The following is a 14,324-nucleotide window of genomic DNA, read 5'->3' as shown; positions in this document are numbered from 1 at the left end:
CGTTGATATATTGCGATTTATGATAGATATAATTGAAAAATCGTTGATATATTTTTTTACAATTATGAGTGTGTTTCCTTTAGTATCGCTTGTACATATGGATCATGTAATATTTGCTCTATAATTGGCAACATATTTTGTTCAAATGGAATGTCGATAGGAAATGGCTTTTGAGAGCCTGGTTTTATTCCATATTGCACAATTTTGTAATGTGTATTGTTTTCAGACTTGAGCACAATTAACTTATAGCGGTTATCATCGCCAGCGAGTGAAAAATCAATAGAAGTAGCGTTATATGTTACTTCATCTTTATATATGTACGGTTTTGGCGTACCAATCCAGTCTACTTTTGCTTGTACATTCATGGGCGTAGCCTCCTTATATGTATTATAAATAAATAAAAGCCAGCTCTCAATAAAGAGAACCGGCTTGTAATTTAGCAGTCATTGGTTATTTTAAAATTTTCACTTTAACAGTTTTGCGTCCCCATTTTTGAGCAGCGCTATCTGATCCAAGTAAGATATCAATACGGTTACCTTTAATTGCACCACCAGTATCTCCAGCGATAGCTTCTCCGTAACCTTCTACCCATACTTTAGATCCTAATGGGATTACTTTCGGGTCAACAGCGATCATTTTCATGTTTGGATTCGCAGTTAAATCATGACCCATTGCAGTTAATACACGGCCGCCATATGTGCCACCGTTTTCGCTCGGGTGAGCTGTATATGCTGTAGCTACAACTGTTAACTCACGACCACCAGATGGTGTGTTAGTTTCAGCAGCTTTCACAGCAGGCTTAGCAGCTGGTTTTGCTTGTGCTACAGGTGCTTGAGCCTTAGCTGGTGCTGCAGCTTTAGCAGGAGCAGTTGTTTCTTGTTTCTCAATTACAGGTGCTGTACCTGTTAAGAAAGGAACATGAACATAAGCTGTTTTCCCGTTATATTCAAATTGTAACCACTCATTTTGTACTTGGTTCGTTGTTTCGATTACATCGTCTTTCTTCAACTTTCCAAGAACCTCTGAGTTTGTGTTCGCTTCAGCACGTACGTTTAATACGTTAGCTGTTACGTAGTAGATGCTTTTTGTGAACTCTGCACTTACGAATGCGTCTTTACCGTCTAAAGTAATTTTTGACCATCCGTTCTCTGTATTTTGAACATCTATTTTATTACCGTTTAGTAATTTACCGACAACTTTTGATTCAGTAGTAGGGTTTTCGCGTACGTTTAGTACGTCTGTTGTTACAACAGTTTCTGCATTAGCAGATGATGTGAAAATCCCAAGACCAAAAACTGCTGCTGTTGCTATACCAATTAATTTTTTCATGATAGCCTCCATTGCGTTTGTTTTCGTGTCCTCATTATAGCAACAGATTTTTTCGGATTTGGGGAAAACACACAATTACAAACCATTCGTAATAAGTCGTTAACATCCTGTAATATAACAAAAAATATAGGAAAGCGTTTTTCATTCTATATGACTCATAGGTTTCTAGTTATATTCAAAATATTTAATACAACATGTTTTTTTCGACGTAAATAAAAATATTACAGGAATGTTACATGATGTTTACTAAACGATTACATTCCTTGAGTATTTTACCGTTTTATGGGTAATATAGTTATATAAACATAAACATTTTGTTTGTGAAGCTATAAACACGTGCTATATACTAGCAAAAAAACCGCATAATTGTTACAAAATGAAAGGGTTGCAAGGAAGAACTTTGCCCTTTTTTACATATGTAACACATCCTTTTTTTAGGAAAATACATTCCTATCCGCGTTTTTCTCACACAATTTGACAGCAGTATTTCTAACTTGTAGCTCTTGCAGAGTGAAAAGGTTATACGAAAGGTAAGGCTGTCCATAAGAATTCGAATTGGTGAAGGTGAAAGTAAGAAAATCACCGCAAAATTATAGTTTTCTATCCGATTTTACATATCGGAATTTATGTTATTTACAAAAACGAAACCTACGAAGGGGGATTTGATGAGGAAACTGACAAAAACATTCATCGTTTCATTAACATTATGTATTGCATTTACAATTTGGGGGATTATTCCCGAATCTATTATTGGAAAAGGTAGCTTAGGAAATGTAACAACCGCAATTCAAACTGCATTAGTTAGTAAGTTCGGGTGGTTTTATATTATTTCAGTGTCTATTATTTTAGGTGTTTCTATCTTTTTAATTGTTTCGAAATACGGTTCTATTCGTTTAGGTAAAGATGATGATGAACCTGATTATAGTTATATGACATGGTTTGCTATGTTATTTAGTGCTGGTATGGGTATTGGCTTAGTTTTCTGGGGCGTTGCCGAACCATTAAACCATTTATACGCACCTCCGTTTGGAGATAGTGCAACTGAGGAAAGTGCGCGCCTTGCACTGCGTTTTTCATTTTTCCATTGGGGATTACATCCTTGGGGACTATATGCGTTTGTAGCGTTATGTATTGCTTACTTTACCTTTAGAAAAGGAAAAGCAAGTACGATTAGTGCGACAGTAGGTCCGTTATTTAAGGGCGGGGAACACGGGCGTATTGCTCATTCATTTGATGTGTTAGCTGTTTTCGCAACTGTATTTGGTGTTGCAACGTCATTAGGTCTTGGTGCGAAACAAATTGCAGGTGGTGTTAGTTATTTAACGTCTATCCCGAACTCATTAACGACTCAGTTAGTTATTATTGCAATCGTAACAGTATTATTTATGTTATCTGCGCAAACAGGTCTTGATAAAGGAATTAAATATTTAAGTAATACGAATATTATTTTTGCATTTGCACTTATGATCATTGTATTATTTGCAGGTCCAACAAACTTTATTATGAATTACTTCACTTCAACAATCGGTTCTTATATTCAGGAATTGCCAAGTATGAGTTTCCGTTTAAGTCCATTAGACGAAGGTGGGAATCAATGGATTCAGTCATGGACAATTTTCTATTGGGCATGGTGGATTGCGTGGTCACCGTTCGTAGGTACGTTTATTGCTCGTGTTTCACGAGGTCGTACGATTCGTGAGTTTGTTATCGGTGTGTTACTTGTGCCGACCGTAATTGGTGCACTTTGGTTCTCTGTGTTCGGCGGTACTGGTATTCATATGGAGCTGTTTGGTGATGCACATATCTTCGACAAAGTGAAAGAAATGGGAACAGAAGTAGGATTATTCGCTATGTTCGATCAGATGGGTAGCTTTGGATCAGCTTTATCAGTTTTAGGTATTTTACTTATTGCAACATTCTTTATTACATCGGCAGACTCTGCAACATTTGTTTTAGGAATGTTAACGACACATGGTAGTTTAAACCCACCAAATCGTATTAAAATGATTTGGGGTATCGTTCTAGCCGCGATAGCTTCTACGCTATTATATATTGGCGGATTAGAAGCCTTACAAACGGCAGCTATCATTGCAGCATTCCCGTTCGTCTTCGTTATTTTCTTTATGATGGCAGCATTATTTAAAGAGTTACAAAAAGAAGGGCGTATGAAGCGTCATTAATAATAGAAGGAAAAGAGCTGATTTCATATCAGCTCTTTTTTATTTCTCTATTTGCCTGTAAAAGTACAATTGGTGATGGCTAATGAAAGTTTCACTTTATATAGAAGGAATTTGAAATGCGGGTAGGGGAAATAAAATACTTTACCATATAAGTAGTATGCCTTTTATACGAAGAAAAAACGATAGGTTTCGACAATATTCGATACCTTACGAATTCTATTCGTATTTTTGTCAAAAATATGTCGGAAATGTGTTGTCACGTTTATATATATGTGCTATATTATTTCCTGTAAGCGATTTCAAATAGTTTTAAAGCGCATTCAAGGGGGACATCTAGAATAATGAAACGTTACGAAAGAAAGTGGAAGCATATTTGTTTGAAACGTGTGGCACATCGTAGTGTCCAAGAAAGCACGGAACCTAAGACTGAAACGCGCAAAGAACAGCAAGAGAAGCAATTGGTTCTACAAAAATAGCAATCACTTTTTCGTATATAAATGAAGGTCGATCGTTCGTTGGGGGATGGACGTGAAATTACTTTCAGCTAAGGGGTATTGTCTGATATATAATTTATACGGCAATAAATAAGCACAGAGCATACGGCGCTCTGTGCTTATTGTTATTATTTCTCTTTTTTGAATCGAACTGTCTTATCCCAGCCAATGACTTGTTTCTTGCTCTTTGCACGTAAGTATAAGATTAAGCTACGAATAAATAAGTACGTAAAGAGCTGTGCGTACGTAAAGTACATAATAACGCTAATAAAAATATTAGTCGGTGTAAAGGTTCGTTCGACACTCTGGGCACTAAATAATTGAGAAACATATGTAATATATGCGACATACCACATAAATAGTAGCGGAATGCTATATTGAATTTGGAATATCCCGAGTAGCCCAATTACAAACCAAACGTTTGAAATGATTAGGAATAGCCAAAATACAACATACACTAGAACTTGTTGTAAGGAATGGACGAGAAGTTTTCCTTTAAAGAAACTTAATGACGAAAACATTTTTTCTAAAATGTATAAATTCCCTTGGAGCCAACGTGTACGTTGTTTAATAAGAATTTTTAAATGCTCTGGTTCTTGTTCCCAAGTAACTGATTCTGGGACGATTGGTAAGAGATAACCTTTTTGTGTAATTCTTAATGTTAATTCAGCATCTTCTGCAATTGCATAAGGGTCATAGCCACCAAGCTCTTCTAGTGCGGAGCGACGAAGAAGCATATTTGTTCCTGTCAGTGAGCCTGTTTGGAATAGTAACCAGCGTCCAGATTGCATAAGGAGCTGGAAGATTTGAAATTCCAGTGAAATCATTCGCGTCAGCCAGTTTCGCTTTTCGTTTACTGTACGAACATGTCCAACAGCTCCAACAGCATCTTCAGTTGTTTCAGCGTGCTCTACAAGCATTCGCAGTGCGTGTGGTTCAGGTTGGTTATCTGCATCGTACACACAGAAGTATTCACCATCTGAAATACTAAGCCCATAGTTTAGTACACGTGATTTACCCTTCGGTTCACCGGGGGGAACACGAATATGACGAATATGAGCATAAGCTTTGTCGAAATCATCGCCGATTTCAGGTGTTTCATCTTGAGAGTTATCATTTAATAAATAAATAGTTAGCTTTCCAGGATATTCAATCTTCGCCATCGCCTCTAAAGTATCTTTAATAACGACGCCTTCATTATGGGCAGGTATGAAAATATCGACGCTCGGATAATGTTCTAGCGTACGATCTTTTCGTTTGCTATTTCGATGAATTAAGCCCGCAATTGTTAAGAAAGAGTAGTAAACGAGTAAGCCAGAGAATAGAAAGGCCGTAAAAATCAGTACATATTTAATTGAAAATGTGATACTAATCCAAAAAACGAGTACGCAAAACAGAAGGAATAAAAGAAGTATAACGAGAGTCATCATAACAGTGTCTGTCCTTTGTTTCCAATGTGCTCGCGTGAAATTTTTATATCTCGGATTGCTTCAGCAGCAAGCCATTGCTCCATTTTTGGCTTTAGGCGGTTCATTACAATGTCAGCACCAGCTTCATTTGTGTTTTGTAATAAAATAACTAGCGTATTATTATCATATTCAGCAGCAAGGTCAAAATCATTCCTTACCGTTTCAACTAATAAGGAAGCTACACGGTCCATAACACTTTCCTTCGTATATTTACTAAAGGAAGTGAAATCAAAGTAAATGATAACGCCTGTTTCATTACGACGATTCATTGCAGTCGTTAATAACGCTTGGCGTCTCTCGAATTCTTGTCTTGTTAGTAATTTGGATTCTCCAATATATTGTTCCAATGTTCTCACACGCTCAGTTAAAGTTTTATTTTCATGAATCACTTTTTTCAATAGGTGAGTTGTTATATATACAATGAAGAAGTTAGCTGCCATCAGGAAGTGGGTAATCATATATTGCCATTGATCTGATGTACTCCATAAGTGAAGCCATGCTTGATAGAACAAATAAAATACGGAAATAATGGTTCCTAGTATGAAGAAAACAAATGCTGTTTTGTCAGCTAAAAATAAGAATAGTACATTTACGATTACGTATATTATTGTAAAAATGAGCGCATGCTCATATTTCGTCACATGTACAGTAGTAAAATAAAATACAATTTGTAAAATCCACATAGAGAGGATTTTATAGAACTTATCTTTCACAAAACTTTCCTCCTTAAAGCTATTTCATCAATAGATACTTGTAGTATGCACAATTATTAAGAAATTGACCATGTCGTTACATTCTTTTGAAGGGCAACGACAAGTAGTATCGCTATTTTCATTAGAAAAATAAAAAGACTTGAACATTATTGTATCATAATGTTCTTATATTTGGGATAAATTGATTAATAGATGCACAAAAGACGCTTGGATTGCATGAAAAAAGTCTCCTCTTGTAGAAAGAGAAGACTCTATATAAGTTTATAGGAACATCATACCTGCAACTGCTGCATTTAAGAAGTTCGCTAATGTACCAGCGATAACTGCTTTAATCCCTAATTGTGCAATTTGTTTACGGCGAGTAGGAGCTAACGTTCCTGTTACACCTAATTGAATTGCGATAGAAGAGAAGTTTGCGAATCCACAGATTGCGAATGTTAAAATTAGATTTGTTTTGTCAGAGAACTCTGCCATGTGTGGTCCTAAGTTTGCGTATGCAACGAATTCGTTGATTGCAAGTTTTTGACCGATAAAGCTTGCTGCTTGTACAGCTTCACCAGGAGAAACCCCGATTAAGATTGCAAATGGTGATAATAAGTAACCGAAGATTAAATCAAGGCTAAGTTTAATATCGAACCAAGAACCAATCAATCCTAATAATCCATTTAATAAAGCGATTAATGCGATGAAAGCCATTAACATTGCTGCTACGTTAATAACAAGTTGCATACCTTCAGATGCACCGCGTGCAGCTGCGTCGATAACGTTTGCGTCTTCACGTTCTGTAGAAAGTTCAACGTTATTATCTACTTTTTCTGTCTCAGGCATAATCAGTTTCGCAATTAATAAGCTTGATGGAGCTGCCATTATTGCAGCTGCTAATAAGTGCTCTAACGGAATACCCATTGCTGCATAACCGACGAGAACAGATCCAGCAACAGCTGTCATACCGCTTACCATAATAGCGAAGAATTCACTATTTGTTAAACGTGCTAAGTAAGGTTTAATTAAAATTGGAGCTTCAGTTTGTCCTAAAAATACAGTCGTTACTGAGTTTAAGCTTTCTGCTTTAGAAGTTCCAAGAAGTTTACTTAATGCGCCACCAACGACGCTAACAAATTTCTGCATAATACCAAAATGATATAAGATTGCTACTAATGAACTAATAAATACGATTGGAAGTAGTGCTTGAATAAAGAATACAAATCCCCAAGGTCCTTTTGCGTTGACTAAATCCCCAGCAACGAACTTAATTCCCTCGTAAGAAAAATTAATTAATCCTTGAACACCGTCAGCAGCGTGTTTTAAACCTGCTTTACCAGCATCCCATCGTAATACGATAAATGAAAATGACATTTGTAATGCTAGCGCGATTAAAATTGTGCGCCAATTAATAGCTTTGCGGTTGGAAGATAGTAAGAATGCAATTGCTAATACTCCAATCACGCCGCCAATTCCCCATAAAAGATTCATGCAGTGTATGCTCCTTCCTCATAGTAAAAACAGTGTATAAACCAGTTGTCTATACGTTTACGAATATAACATCTTAAGTAACTTATCATAATGGACATCGGAGGTCAAACGTCTAATGAAAAGTTTAAATAAAAAGAAAATTCTTCAAAAAAACACATATGAAATAAATAGACATGAAATAGGTTATGTTTTTTATGGGAATATATACATTATGATAACGTTATGCATTGTTTTTGCAGAATAAAGTGTATGAAATGGAAGAATGGATACATTATTTTTGTAGAGAGAAGGTAGGAGAAAGGGAGTAATATGTTGAACTCATAGCAAAAAGCCTTCTAGTAAACTAGAAGGCTTTGAAACTATTAATTAAGGTGCTTTCGTGTATCCTAAGAAGTGGCTCTTCCAATAAGATTTACTTAATGAATCGATTGCTACACCGTTATCTCCAGCTTGGATAAATGATCCGCCCCCAAGGTAGATACCCATGTGAGAAGGACCAGATTTATAAGTGTTTTGGAAATAAATTAAGTCACCAGGTTGTGGACTTGAAGTTTTTGGTAGGCTACTCCAATATCCTGCAACACTTTGGCGGCTAATGTTATGACCAAATTTCTTAAATACGTGGTAGATGTAACCACTGCAGTCAACACCGTTAGCAGAACTTCCGCCCCAAACGTATGGTACACCTTGCATTGATTTTGCATATGCAAGTACGGAAGAACTGTCGCCGCTATTATTACCTGTATTATTATTGTTGTTATTGTTTTGATTGTTATTTTGGTTATTGTTAGGCTTATTATCTACTGCGCCTCCAACTGGTGTTTTAGATAGGTAACGTGTTCCGATATAACCAGTTTGACCGTTGTAGTTAATTTTGCTCCATCCAGAGTTTTCAGAGATTACTTGAACCTTCTGACCTTGTGGAAGTGCGCCTATGATTCTATAATTTGTACCTTCGCCGCTACGTACATTTAGTGCAGAAGCATTAATGTAATAGTCGCCAATTGCACCTTGGTTAGGTTTTTCAGGTTGTTTTGGTTGCTCAGGAGTAGTAGTGCCACCTTTAACGAATTTTACAAATTCGCTGCTAACAAAGCCTGTTTTTCCTTGGTAATTTACTTTAAACCAACCGTTTTCAGATCCAACTACGTTTAATGTTGTACCGTTTAAAACGCCACCAATTACACTATGGTAAGCGGCAGGGCCTGTACGAACACGTAAAGATGTAGCGTTAACTACATAAGAACCGCCAGTTTGAATAGTTCCATTATTGTTTTGCTCTTGTTTGTTGCCTTCTGTAACGTTTTCGTTAGAACCGCCTTTTGTTACGTAGTCTTTGCTTATATAAGCAGTTTGTCCTGCGTAATTGATTTTGAACCAATCTTGAACTTCGCCAACAACTTGTACTACTTGTCCTTTTTTGACAGAACCTACAGTTGTGTGAGAAGTGCTAGGACCTGTACGAACACGAAGGGAAGATACATTTACTGTATAGTTTCCGCTTGCTGGTTTTACTTCTTGGTTGTTATTATTCGTATTGTTGTTTGAAGAACCCCCAGTAGAAGAAACGCCAGATACGAATTCGCCACTTACATAACCTACTTGTCCATTATGGTTAATTTTCACCCAACCATTTTCTTGTCCAATTACGTTTAATGTTTGTCCTGCATATACACGTCCAGAAACAGAACTAGAAGTGTTAGGAGCTGTACGTACACGTAATACATCAGCGGTAACTTTATTGTTTCCACCTGTGCTTACATTGTTGTTTGCTGCTCCACTTTTTGATACAAATTCGCCACTAACAAAGCCTGTTTTTCCGTTAATGTTAATTTTGAACCAACCATTTTCTTCGCCAATCACGTTTAGTGATTGACCGTTATAAACGCGTGAGATGATGTCGTGAGAAGTGCTTGATCCCGCACGAACATGTAAGACGCTCGCGTTTACCGTATAAGATGAGTTGTTTGACGCAGAAGCTTGGACAGTTGTAGCAGCTTTTTGTGTATTTTGTTCAGGTGCAGCTTGAACACTATCAAGTGTAGGTGCTGCTCCTCCTGCTACAGACACTGCCGCAAGACCGGCAAGATACTTTTTCATAATTTGTCGATTCCTTTCTGTCTGTAATGTAGTGAAGAAATATTTACCAACTGTTAAAAATTCTAAAGAGCATGTCGATTACTGTCAAGGCTTATGTGGGAATCTGAATATGACAAAAAGATTACAAGAAAAAATCAAGGCATAAATTTACACCTTGATTTCCATTTAAATGCATATATTGAATGTGAAAGGACAGAAATTATTCGGGTTTAAGAAGATGCCATATTGGATTGTAACAAGATTTGATTAAATGATTTTTGCAGTTTTTTGGTGATAGGCCCAACTTGCCCATCTTGAATCGCGGTTCCATCAAGGTGGGTCATTGGTAAAATTTCAATCGTTGTGCCTGTAAAAAAGCATTCATCTGCTTGATAAACGTCACGAACGCTGAAAAGTTCTTCCTGTACAGGTATGTGAAGAGTATTCGCTAAAGAAAGGACATATTGACGAATAATGCCATTTAAAATAAGGTGATTGGCTGGATGTGTGTAAAGAGTTCCGTTTTTAATTAAAAAGAAGTTGGAATGGCTTCCTTCCGTTACAATACCATTCCTTACGAGAAGTGCCTCTTTACAGCCTTTTCGTTCAGCTTTCGTAGCAGCTAGTACGTTTGGTAATAAATTTAATGATTTAATGTCACAGCGTAGCCATCGAGTATCGGGTTCTGATATAGCGCGTATACCATATTCAATCCATAAGGCTGGTCTTTCTTTTTTTGTAATATAGGCATAAATTGTCGGAGGGGTGTCATATGAAAATACATGTGTGCGAGCTTGTACACCACGAGATACTTGCAAATAAATTGTGCCATCTTCGTGGAAATGGTTTCTTTCAATTAATTTGTAAAGTAAAGTGATGAGCTCAGCTTTTGAAAAAGGGAGCGATAATTCTATTTCTTCCATGGATCGATATAATCTCGTTATGTGAGGATCTAATAAGTGAAAGTTCCCTTTATATAGGCGAATAACCTCGTAGACACCATCTCCGAACTGCAAACCTCTTTCTTCAAGTTCTATGTACGTTTGTTGTTTTGTTGTATCAATAACTTCATCATTCCAAAGTACAAATTTTTCGTATGCCAATTTCCGTCCCATCCTTTCGTAAGTACGTAAGTAACGTGAAACTTTCATTCATGCGAGATAAGAATCACTATAGTAATTTTTATGTAAGTAATTCTCTACATATGACCGTATATGTATTTGTAAATCATAGAGAAGTAAGGATGATTTACCCCGCATTAACGGGCAGTAAAACTCCTACTTAAAAATTCGGGTGGAGCAAAGAAGTGAATTGGGCGAATAACTGCCCGTAGCTGCCCGATTGGTGAGGGCTGATTAAAGTTTCACTTTACAGCATTTTGTATATACAAATTCGAAAATAAGAATGAGAATCCTGCTTTTAAATAAAAAAAAGCAACATTCTTATGGAATGCTGCACAAGGAGGGTAGCTATCTTTCATAGGGACATTGTCTCGTTGAATGTTTTGTGTATGGAAACAAAACATGTTGAAAGACAATTATAAGAAAGTAGAAACAAAAGATTTACACACTTCTTTAAGGGATCTTACGAAAGATGAGAGATAAGAAATATGTAGAACCTCGTTTACATATTTTATTATAGAGATTTTTCATTAACACTATGTGAATATTTGGTAAAGGTTATGTAATTTTAAAGTTAATGAATATAAGTAGTTGTATGGAAGAAAATAAAAAAAGAGGCTGAGATTACTCAGCACTCTTCTTTTCTTCTTTAATAACTGTTTTTACTTCACCAGTTTTGATCTTATTACTTTCAGAGAAGCGAAGTAAGTCACCTTCAATGATTTTATCAGACATGTTCAATTCATTTTGGGCGCGATCAATTAGTGGTTGAGATTCTTCTTTCGGTAATTGTACAACTTCGCCAGTAGCACGGTCATAGAATGTACTGTTTGTGTACATGTATTTATCTGTAACGAAGCTACCGTCACGAAGAACAACGAATCCTTTATTATCAGGTGAGAATACATCATGACCGAATCGAACGTCATTTGTAGAATCTACACCAAGTAAGTTTAGAATAGTTGGTTTAATGTCAATTTCACCAGTTGGTTTCGAAATTGTTTTACCTTCTTTTTGACCTGGAACGTGAATAAACATCGGTGTTTTTTGTAAGTTCATATGGTCAAATGCAGTGATTTCTTCTTTTCCTAAGAACTGTGCCATTGCACGGTTATGGTTTTCAGAAATACCGTAGTGGTCACCGTAGAATACGATTACTGAGTTGTCGTAAATACCTTCTGCTTTTAGACGCTCAATAAAGTGTTTCATTGCTTCGTCTAAGTAACGAGCAGTTACCATGTAACGGTCAAATACTCCATCACCAGAATTGTATTCGTCGATTAATTTTGTACTGTCATCGTAAGTGAATGGGTAGTGATTCGTTAAAGTAAGGAAGCGAGTATAGAATGGTTGCTTCACTTGTTTTAACATATCAATAGATTGATCGAAGTACTCGATATCTTTTAATCCCCAGTTTAATTTTGTTTCTGGCGTAATCTTGTAGTCAAGTTCGTTGTAGTAACGATCATAACCAAGTGCTGGATACATAATGTTACGGTTCCAGAATGTTGCGTTGTTTGCGTGGAATACCGACGTGTGATACCCTTGCTGACGTAAAATTTCTGGAGTTGCTGTATATTCATTGTTACCGTGTGTGAAGAATACAGCACCGCGGTCTAGTGGATATAACGAAGTATCTACTAGGAATTCAGCATCAGATGTTTTACCTTGACCAGTTTGATGGAAGAAGTTATCAAAGTAATAACTTTCTTTCGTAAATTGGTTTAAGAATGGTGTAACTTCTTGTCCGTTAACTGTTGCACCAATTAAGAATGTTTGTAATGACTCAAGAGAGACAACAATTACGTTTTTCCCTTTTGCAGTACCGAACATATTTGGATCTGGTTTACTTTGTGTTGTTTTTACGTAGTTTTCTGTTTCTTGTAATTTACTACCGTCAGCGAACGCTTTTTGTGAACTTGATTTTGCTTGTAAGCCAAGATCGTATACTTGGTGTACATATAATCCTAAGTTTTTAACAAGCATAACGCGGTCGAATGAACGTGTTAATAGTTCTGGGCGTTCAGCTTCTGCAAGTCCTAAGTTTGCGAAGAAAATAGCAACTGTTGATACGAAGTATAGAGAACGCATCGGGCGTGCTACACGCTCTGTAGGTGCAAAGTTCTTCATTTTCTTTAATAGAACGAAGAAAACGATAATGTCTGCAAATGCAAGGATAATTTTGTAGTTAAATAATTCTTTCACACTAGAACCTAAACTTCCGAAGTTAGATGTTTGTCCTAGCACCGGTAATGTAACGAAGTCATTGTAGAATCCGTAGAACATTACGTTACCAACAAGAACGATTGTTAAGACAAAATTAATTCCAAGTGCTATATAGTTACGTTTTTTCCCTTTTGCAAATAATGCAAGACCAACAAGCAGTAATGATGCTGCTAATGGGCTAAGGAATAAAATGAATTCTTGCATGAAAGATTCAAGTTTTAAGTCAAAGCTTGTGCGTGTAATAAGGTAAGTTTTCAGCCATAAGGCTAAAGCTACGAATACAGTGAAACGCACATTTTGAAATTGTGATTTCAAGGTTTCTTTCATTCATTTCCACCCTTTCTCTATCAGGCTTGGTCGATTTTGGAGCGAAAAATGCTAAAATAAAAAATACATAGTTTTCTTGGCCATAATTAAAGGTTCTATATTCACCCATATACGACTATAACTATGCATACCCTTTTGGTTTCTTTTGTTGCTCATAAGCATAACGTCATTTCTGTATTATACAACAAAATTCATTTCTGAGAAACACTATAACATTTTACATTTTTTGTATAAGATTTGTCACTACCAGAGAAAACTTTAACATTCGTTTATATGTCCGTCAACTAGAAAATATAACAAAGGTAGAGCAGAATGTTAAGTAGAAGTGAAAATTTTCTTTGTTGAGAAATAAGAAACGAAGATGGGTAAGGGTTATCTAGAAATCTATTATATGAAGGAAATCGTGTAAAAATTAACGAACACTTGTTCTTTTTTAGTTTGTTTGTTACAATAAAAGTTCATTGATAGGTTTTGTGTAATTTCCATGAACTTTTACTGATAACATATTGTAGCTTATTTCTTTTTAAAAATAGGGAGGCTTTTTACATGAAACAAAAATTTTCAGTTGAAGCGTTTTGGAAGAAAGTAAAACATGTTGCAAAGCAAGCAGGGCAGTCGGTCATTTATGCAAGTTTATTACTGTTTTACGTTTTGCAAAGACCAGATGTTCCAAAACGAGTGAAAATTATTGTAATTGGAGCACTTGCTTATTTTATTGCACCGATTGATGCGATTCCAGATTTCATTGCTGGAATTGGCTATACGGATGATTTAGGGGCGTTAACGGCCGCACTAATACAGGTGTCGTTATACGTCAATGAAGATGTGAAAGATAAGGCACGAGTGAAGTTGGCAGAATGGTTTGGTTCGGATATAGACACAACATTTATCGATCAGAAATTAGGTCAATAGG

Annotated in this window: 10 protein-coding genes; 2 read left to right on the top strand and 8 right to left on the bottom strand. The window is 36.3% G+C overall.

The annotated features are described in order from the left end of the window. Positions 1-62: 62 nt before the first annotated feature. Together ACX9TM_RS26445 and ACX9TM_RS26440 are read right to left on the bottom strand one after the other, a co-directional pair. Positions 63-365, bottom strand: coding sequence for a DUF3910 family protein (locus ACX9TM_RS26445; protein WP_001102539.1), 303 nt, complete (start codon positions 363-365; stop codon positions 63-65). An 85-nt stretch (positions 366-450) separates the two neighbouring features. Next, complete coding sequence (locus tag ACX9TM_RS26440; protein ID WP_000733326.1) at positions 451-1,329, bottom strand: cell wall-binding protein EntA; 879 nt, start codon at positions 1,327-1,329, stop codon at positions 451-453. 665 nt (positions 1,330-1,994) lie between these two features. On the opposite strand from ACX9TM_RS26440, the gene opuD reads away from it, so the two are divergent. Beyond that, positions 1,995-3,509 (top strand): glycine betaine transporter OpuD, encoded by a 1,515-nt coding sequence (gene opuD, locus ACX9TM_RS26435; RefSeq protein ID WP_001229103.1) that lies wholly within the window; start codon positions 1,995-1,997, stop codon positions 3,507-3,509. A 622-nt stretch (positions 3,510-4,131) separates the two neighbouring features. Here opuD and ACX9TM_RS26430 read toward each other — a convergent pair. From ACX9TM_RS26430 to ACX9TM_RS26405, 6 genes are all read right to left on the bottom strand, one after another. Beyond that, positions 4,132-5,433 carry a glycosyltransferase family 2 protein gene (locus ACX9TM_RS26430; RefSeq protein WP_000988752.1) on the bottom strand — a complete coding sequence of 434 codons (1,302 nt, stop codon included), beginning with the start codon at positions 5,431-5,433 and terminating at the stop codon, positions 4,132-4,134. After that, the gene (locus ACX9TM_RS26425) at positions 5,430-6,185 is read right to left on the bottom strand and encodes a diguanylate cyclase domain-containing protein (RefSeq protein ID WP_000653222.1); all 756 of its coding nucleotides are present in this window, start codon (positions 6,183-6,185) and stop codon (positions 5,430-5,432) included. Before ACX9TM_RS26425 ends, ACX9TM_RS26430 begins: the two co-directional genes overlap by 4 nt. Before the next feature lie 261 nt (positions 6,186-6,446). Next, positions 6,447-7,658, bottom strand: coding sequence for a NupC/NupG family nucleoside CNT transporter (locus tag ACX9TM_RS26420; protein WP_050292948.1), 1,212 nt, complete (start codon positions 7,656-7,658; stop codon positions 6,447-6,449). Positions 7,659-8,024: 366 nt separating this feature from the next. Continuing rightward, entirely contained in the window at positions 8,025-9,758 is a 1,734-nt protein-coding gene (locus tag ACX9TM_RS26415) for a C40 family peptidase (protein WP_059304240.1), read from the bottom strand. 209 nt (positions 9,759-9,967) lie between these two features. Further along, positions 9,968-10,852: a D-amino-acid transaminase gene (locus ACX9TM_RS26410; protein WP_002026582.1), complete on the bottom strand. Its 885-nt coding sequence runs from the start codon at positions 10,850-10,852 to the stop codon at positions 9,968-9,970. Between the two features lie 630 nt (positions 10,853-11,482). Next, positions 11,483-13,411 (bottom strand): LTA synthase family protein, encoded by a 1,929-nt coding sequence (locus ACX9TM_RS26405; protein WP_000665358.1) that lies wholly within the window; start codon positions 13,409-13,411, stop codon positions 11,483-11,485. Between the two features lie 546 nt (positions 13,412-13,957). Between ACX9TM_RS26405 and ACX9TM_RS26400 the strand changes: the two genes are divergently transcribed. Beyond that, positions 13,958-14,323 (top strand): YkvA family protein, encoded by a 366-nt coding sequence (locus ACX9TM_RS26400; protein WP_000810369.1) that lies wholly within the window; start codon positions 13,958-13,960, stop codon positions 14,321-14,323. Position 14,324 lies beyond the last annotated feature (1 nt).

This window comes from Bacillus sp. LH1 (genome assembly GCF_057924895.1).
Note: the sequence above shows the minus strand (reverse complement) of the source record. Positions and strands in the feature narration are given on the sequence as shown.

What these genes read in the sequence shown, in the direction of transcription:
- ACX9TM_RS26445 (WP_001102539.1), bottom strand. Translation starts at nt 365, where the DNA reads ATGAATGTACAAGCAAAAGTAGACTGGATTGGTACGCCAAAACCGTAC.
- ACX9TM_RS26440 (WP_000733326.1), bottom strand. Translation starts at nt 1,329, where the DNA reads ATGAAAAAATTAATTGGTATAGCAACAGCAGCAGTTTTTGGTCTTGGG.
- opuD (WP_001229103.1), top strand. Translation starts at nt 1,995, where the DNA reads ATGAGGAAACTGACAAAAACATTCATCGTTTCATTAACATTATGTATT.
- ACX9TM_RS26430 (WP_000988752.1), bottom strand. Translation starts at nt 5,433, where the DNA reads ATGATGACTCTCGTTATACTTCTTTTATTCCTTCTGTTTTGCGTACTC.
- ACX9TM_RS26420 (WP_050292948.1), bottom strand. Translation starts at nt 7,658, where the DNA reads ATGAATCTTTTATGGGGAATTGGCGGCGTGATTGGAGTATTAGCAATT.
- ACX9TM_RS26415 (WP_059304240.1), bottom strand. Translation starts at nt 9,758, where the DNA reads ATGAAAAAGTATCTTGCCGGTCTTGCGGCAGTGTCTGTAGCAGGAGGA.
- ACX9TM_RS26410 (WP_002026582.1), bottom strand. Translation starts at nt 10,852, where the DNA reads ATGGGACGGAAATTGGCATACGAAAAATTTGTACTTTGGAATGATGAA.
- ACX9TM_RS26405 (WP_000665358.1), bottom strand. Translation starts at nt 13,411, where the DNA reads ATGAAAGAAACCTTGAAATCACAATTTCAAAATGTGCGTTTCACTGTA.
- ACX9TM_RS26400 (WP_000810369.1), top strand. Translation starts at nt 13,958, where the DNA reads ATGAAACAAAAATTTTCAGTTGAAGCGTTTTGGAAGAAAGTAAAACAT.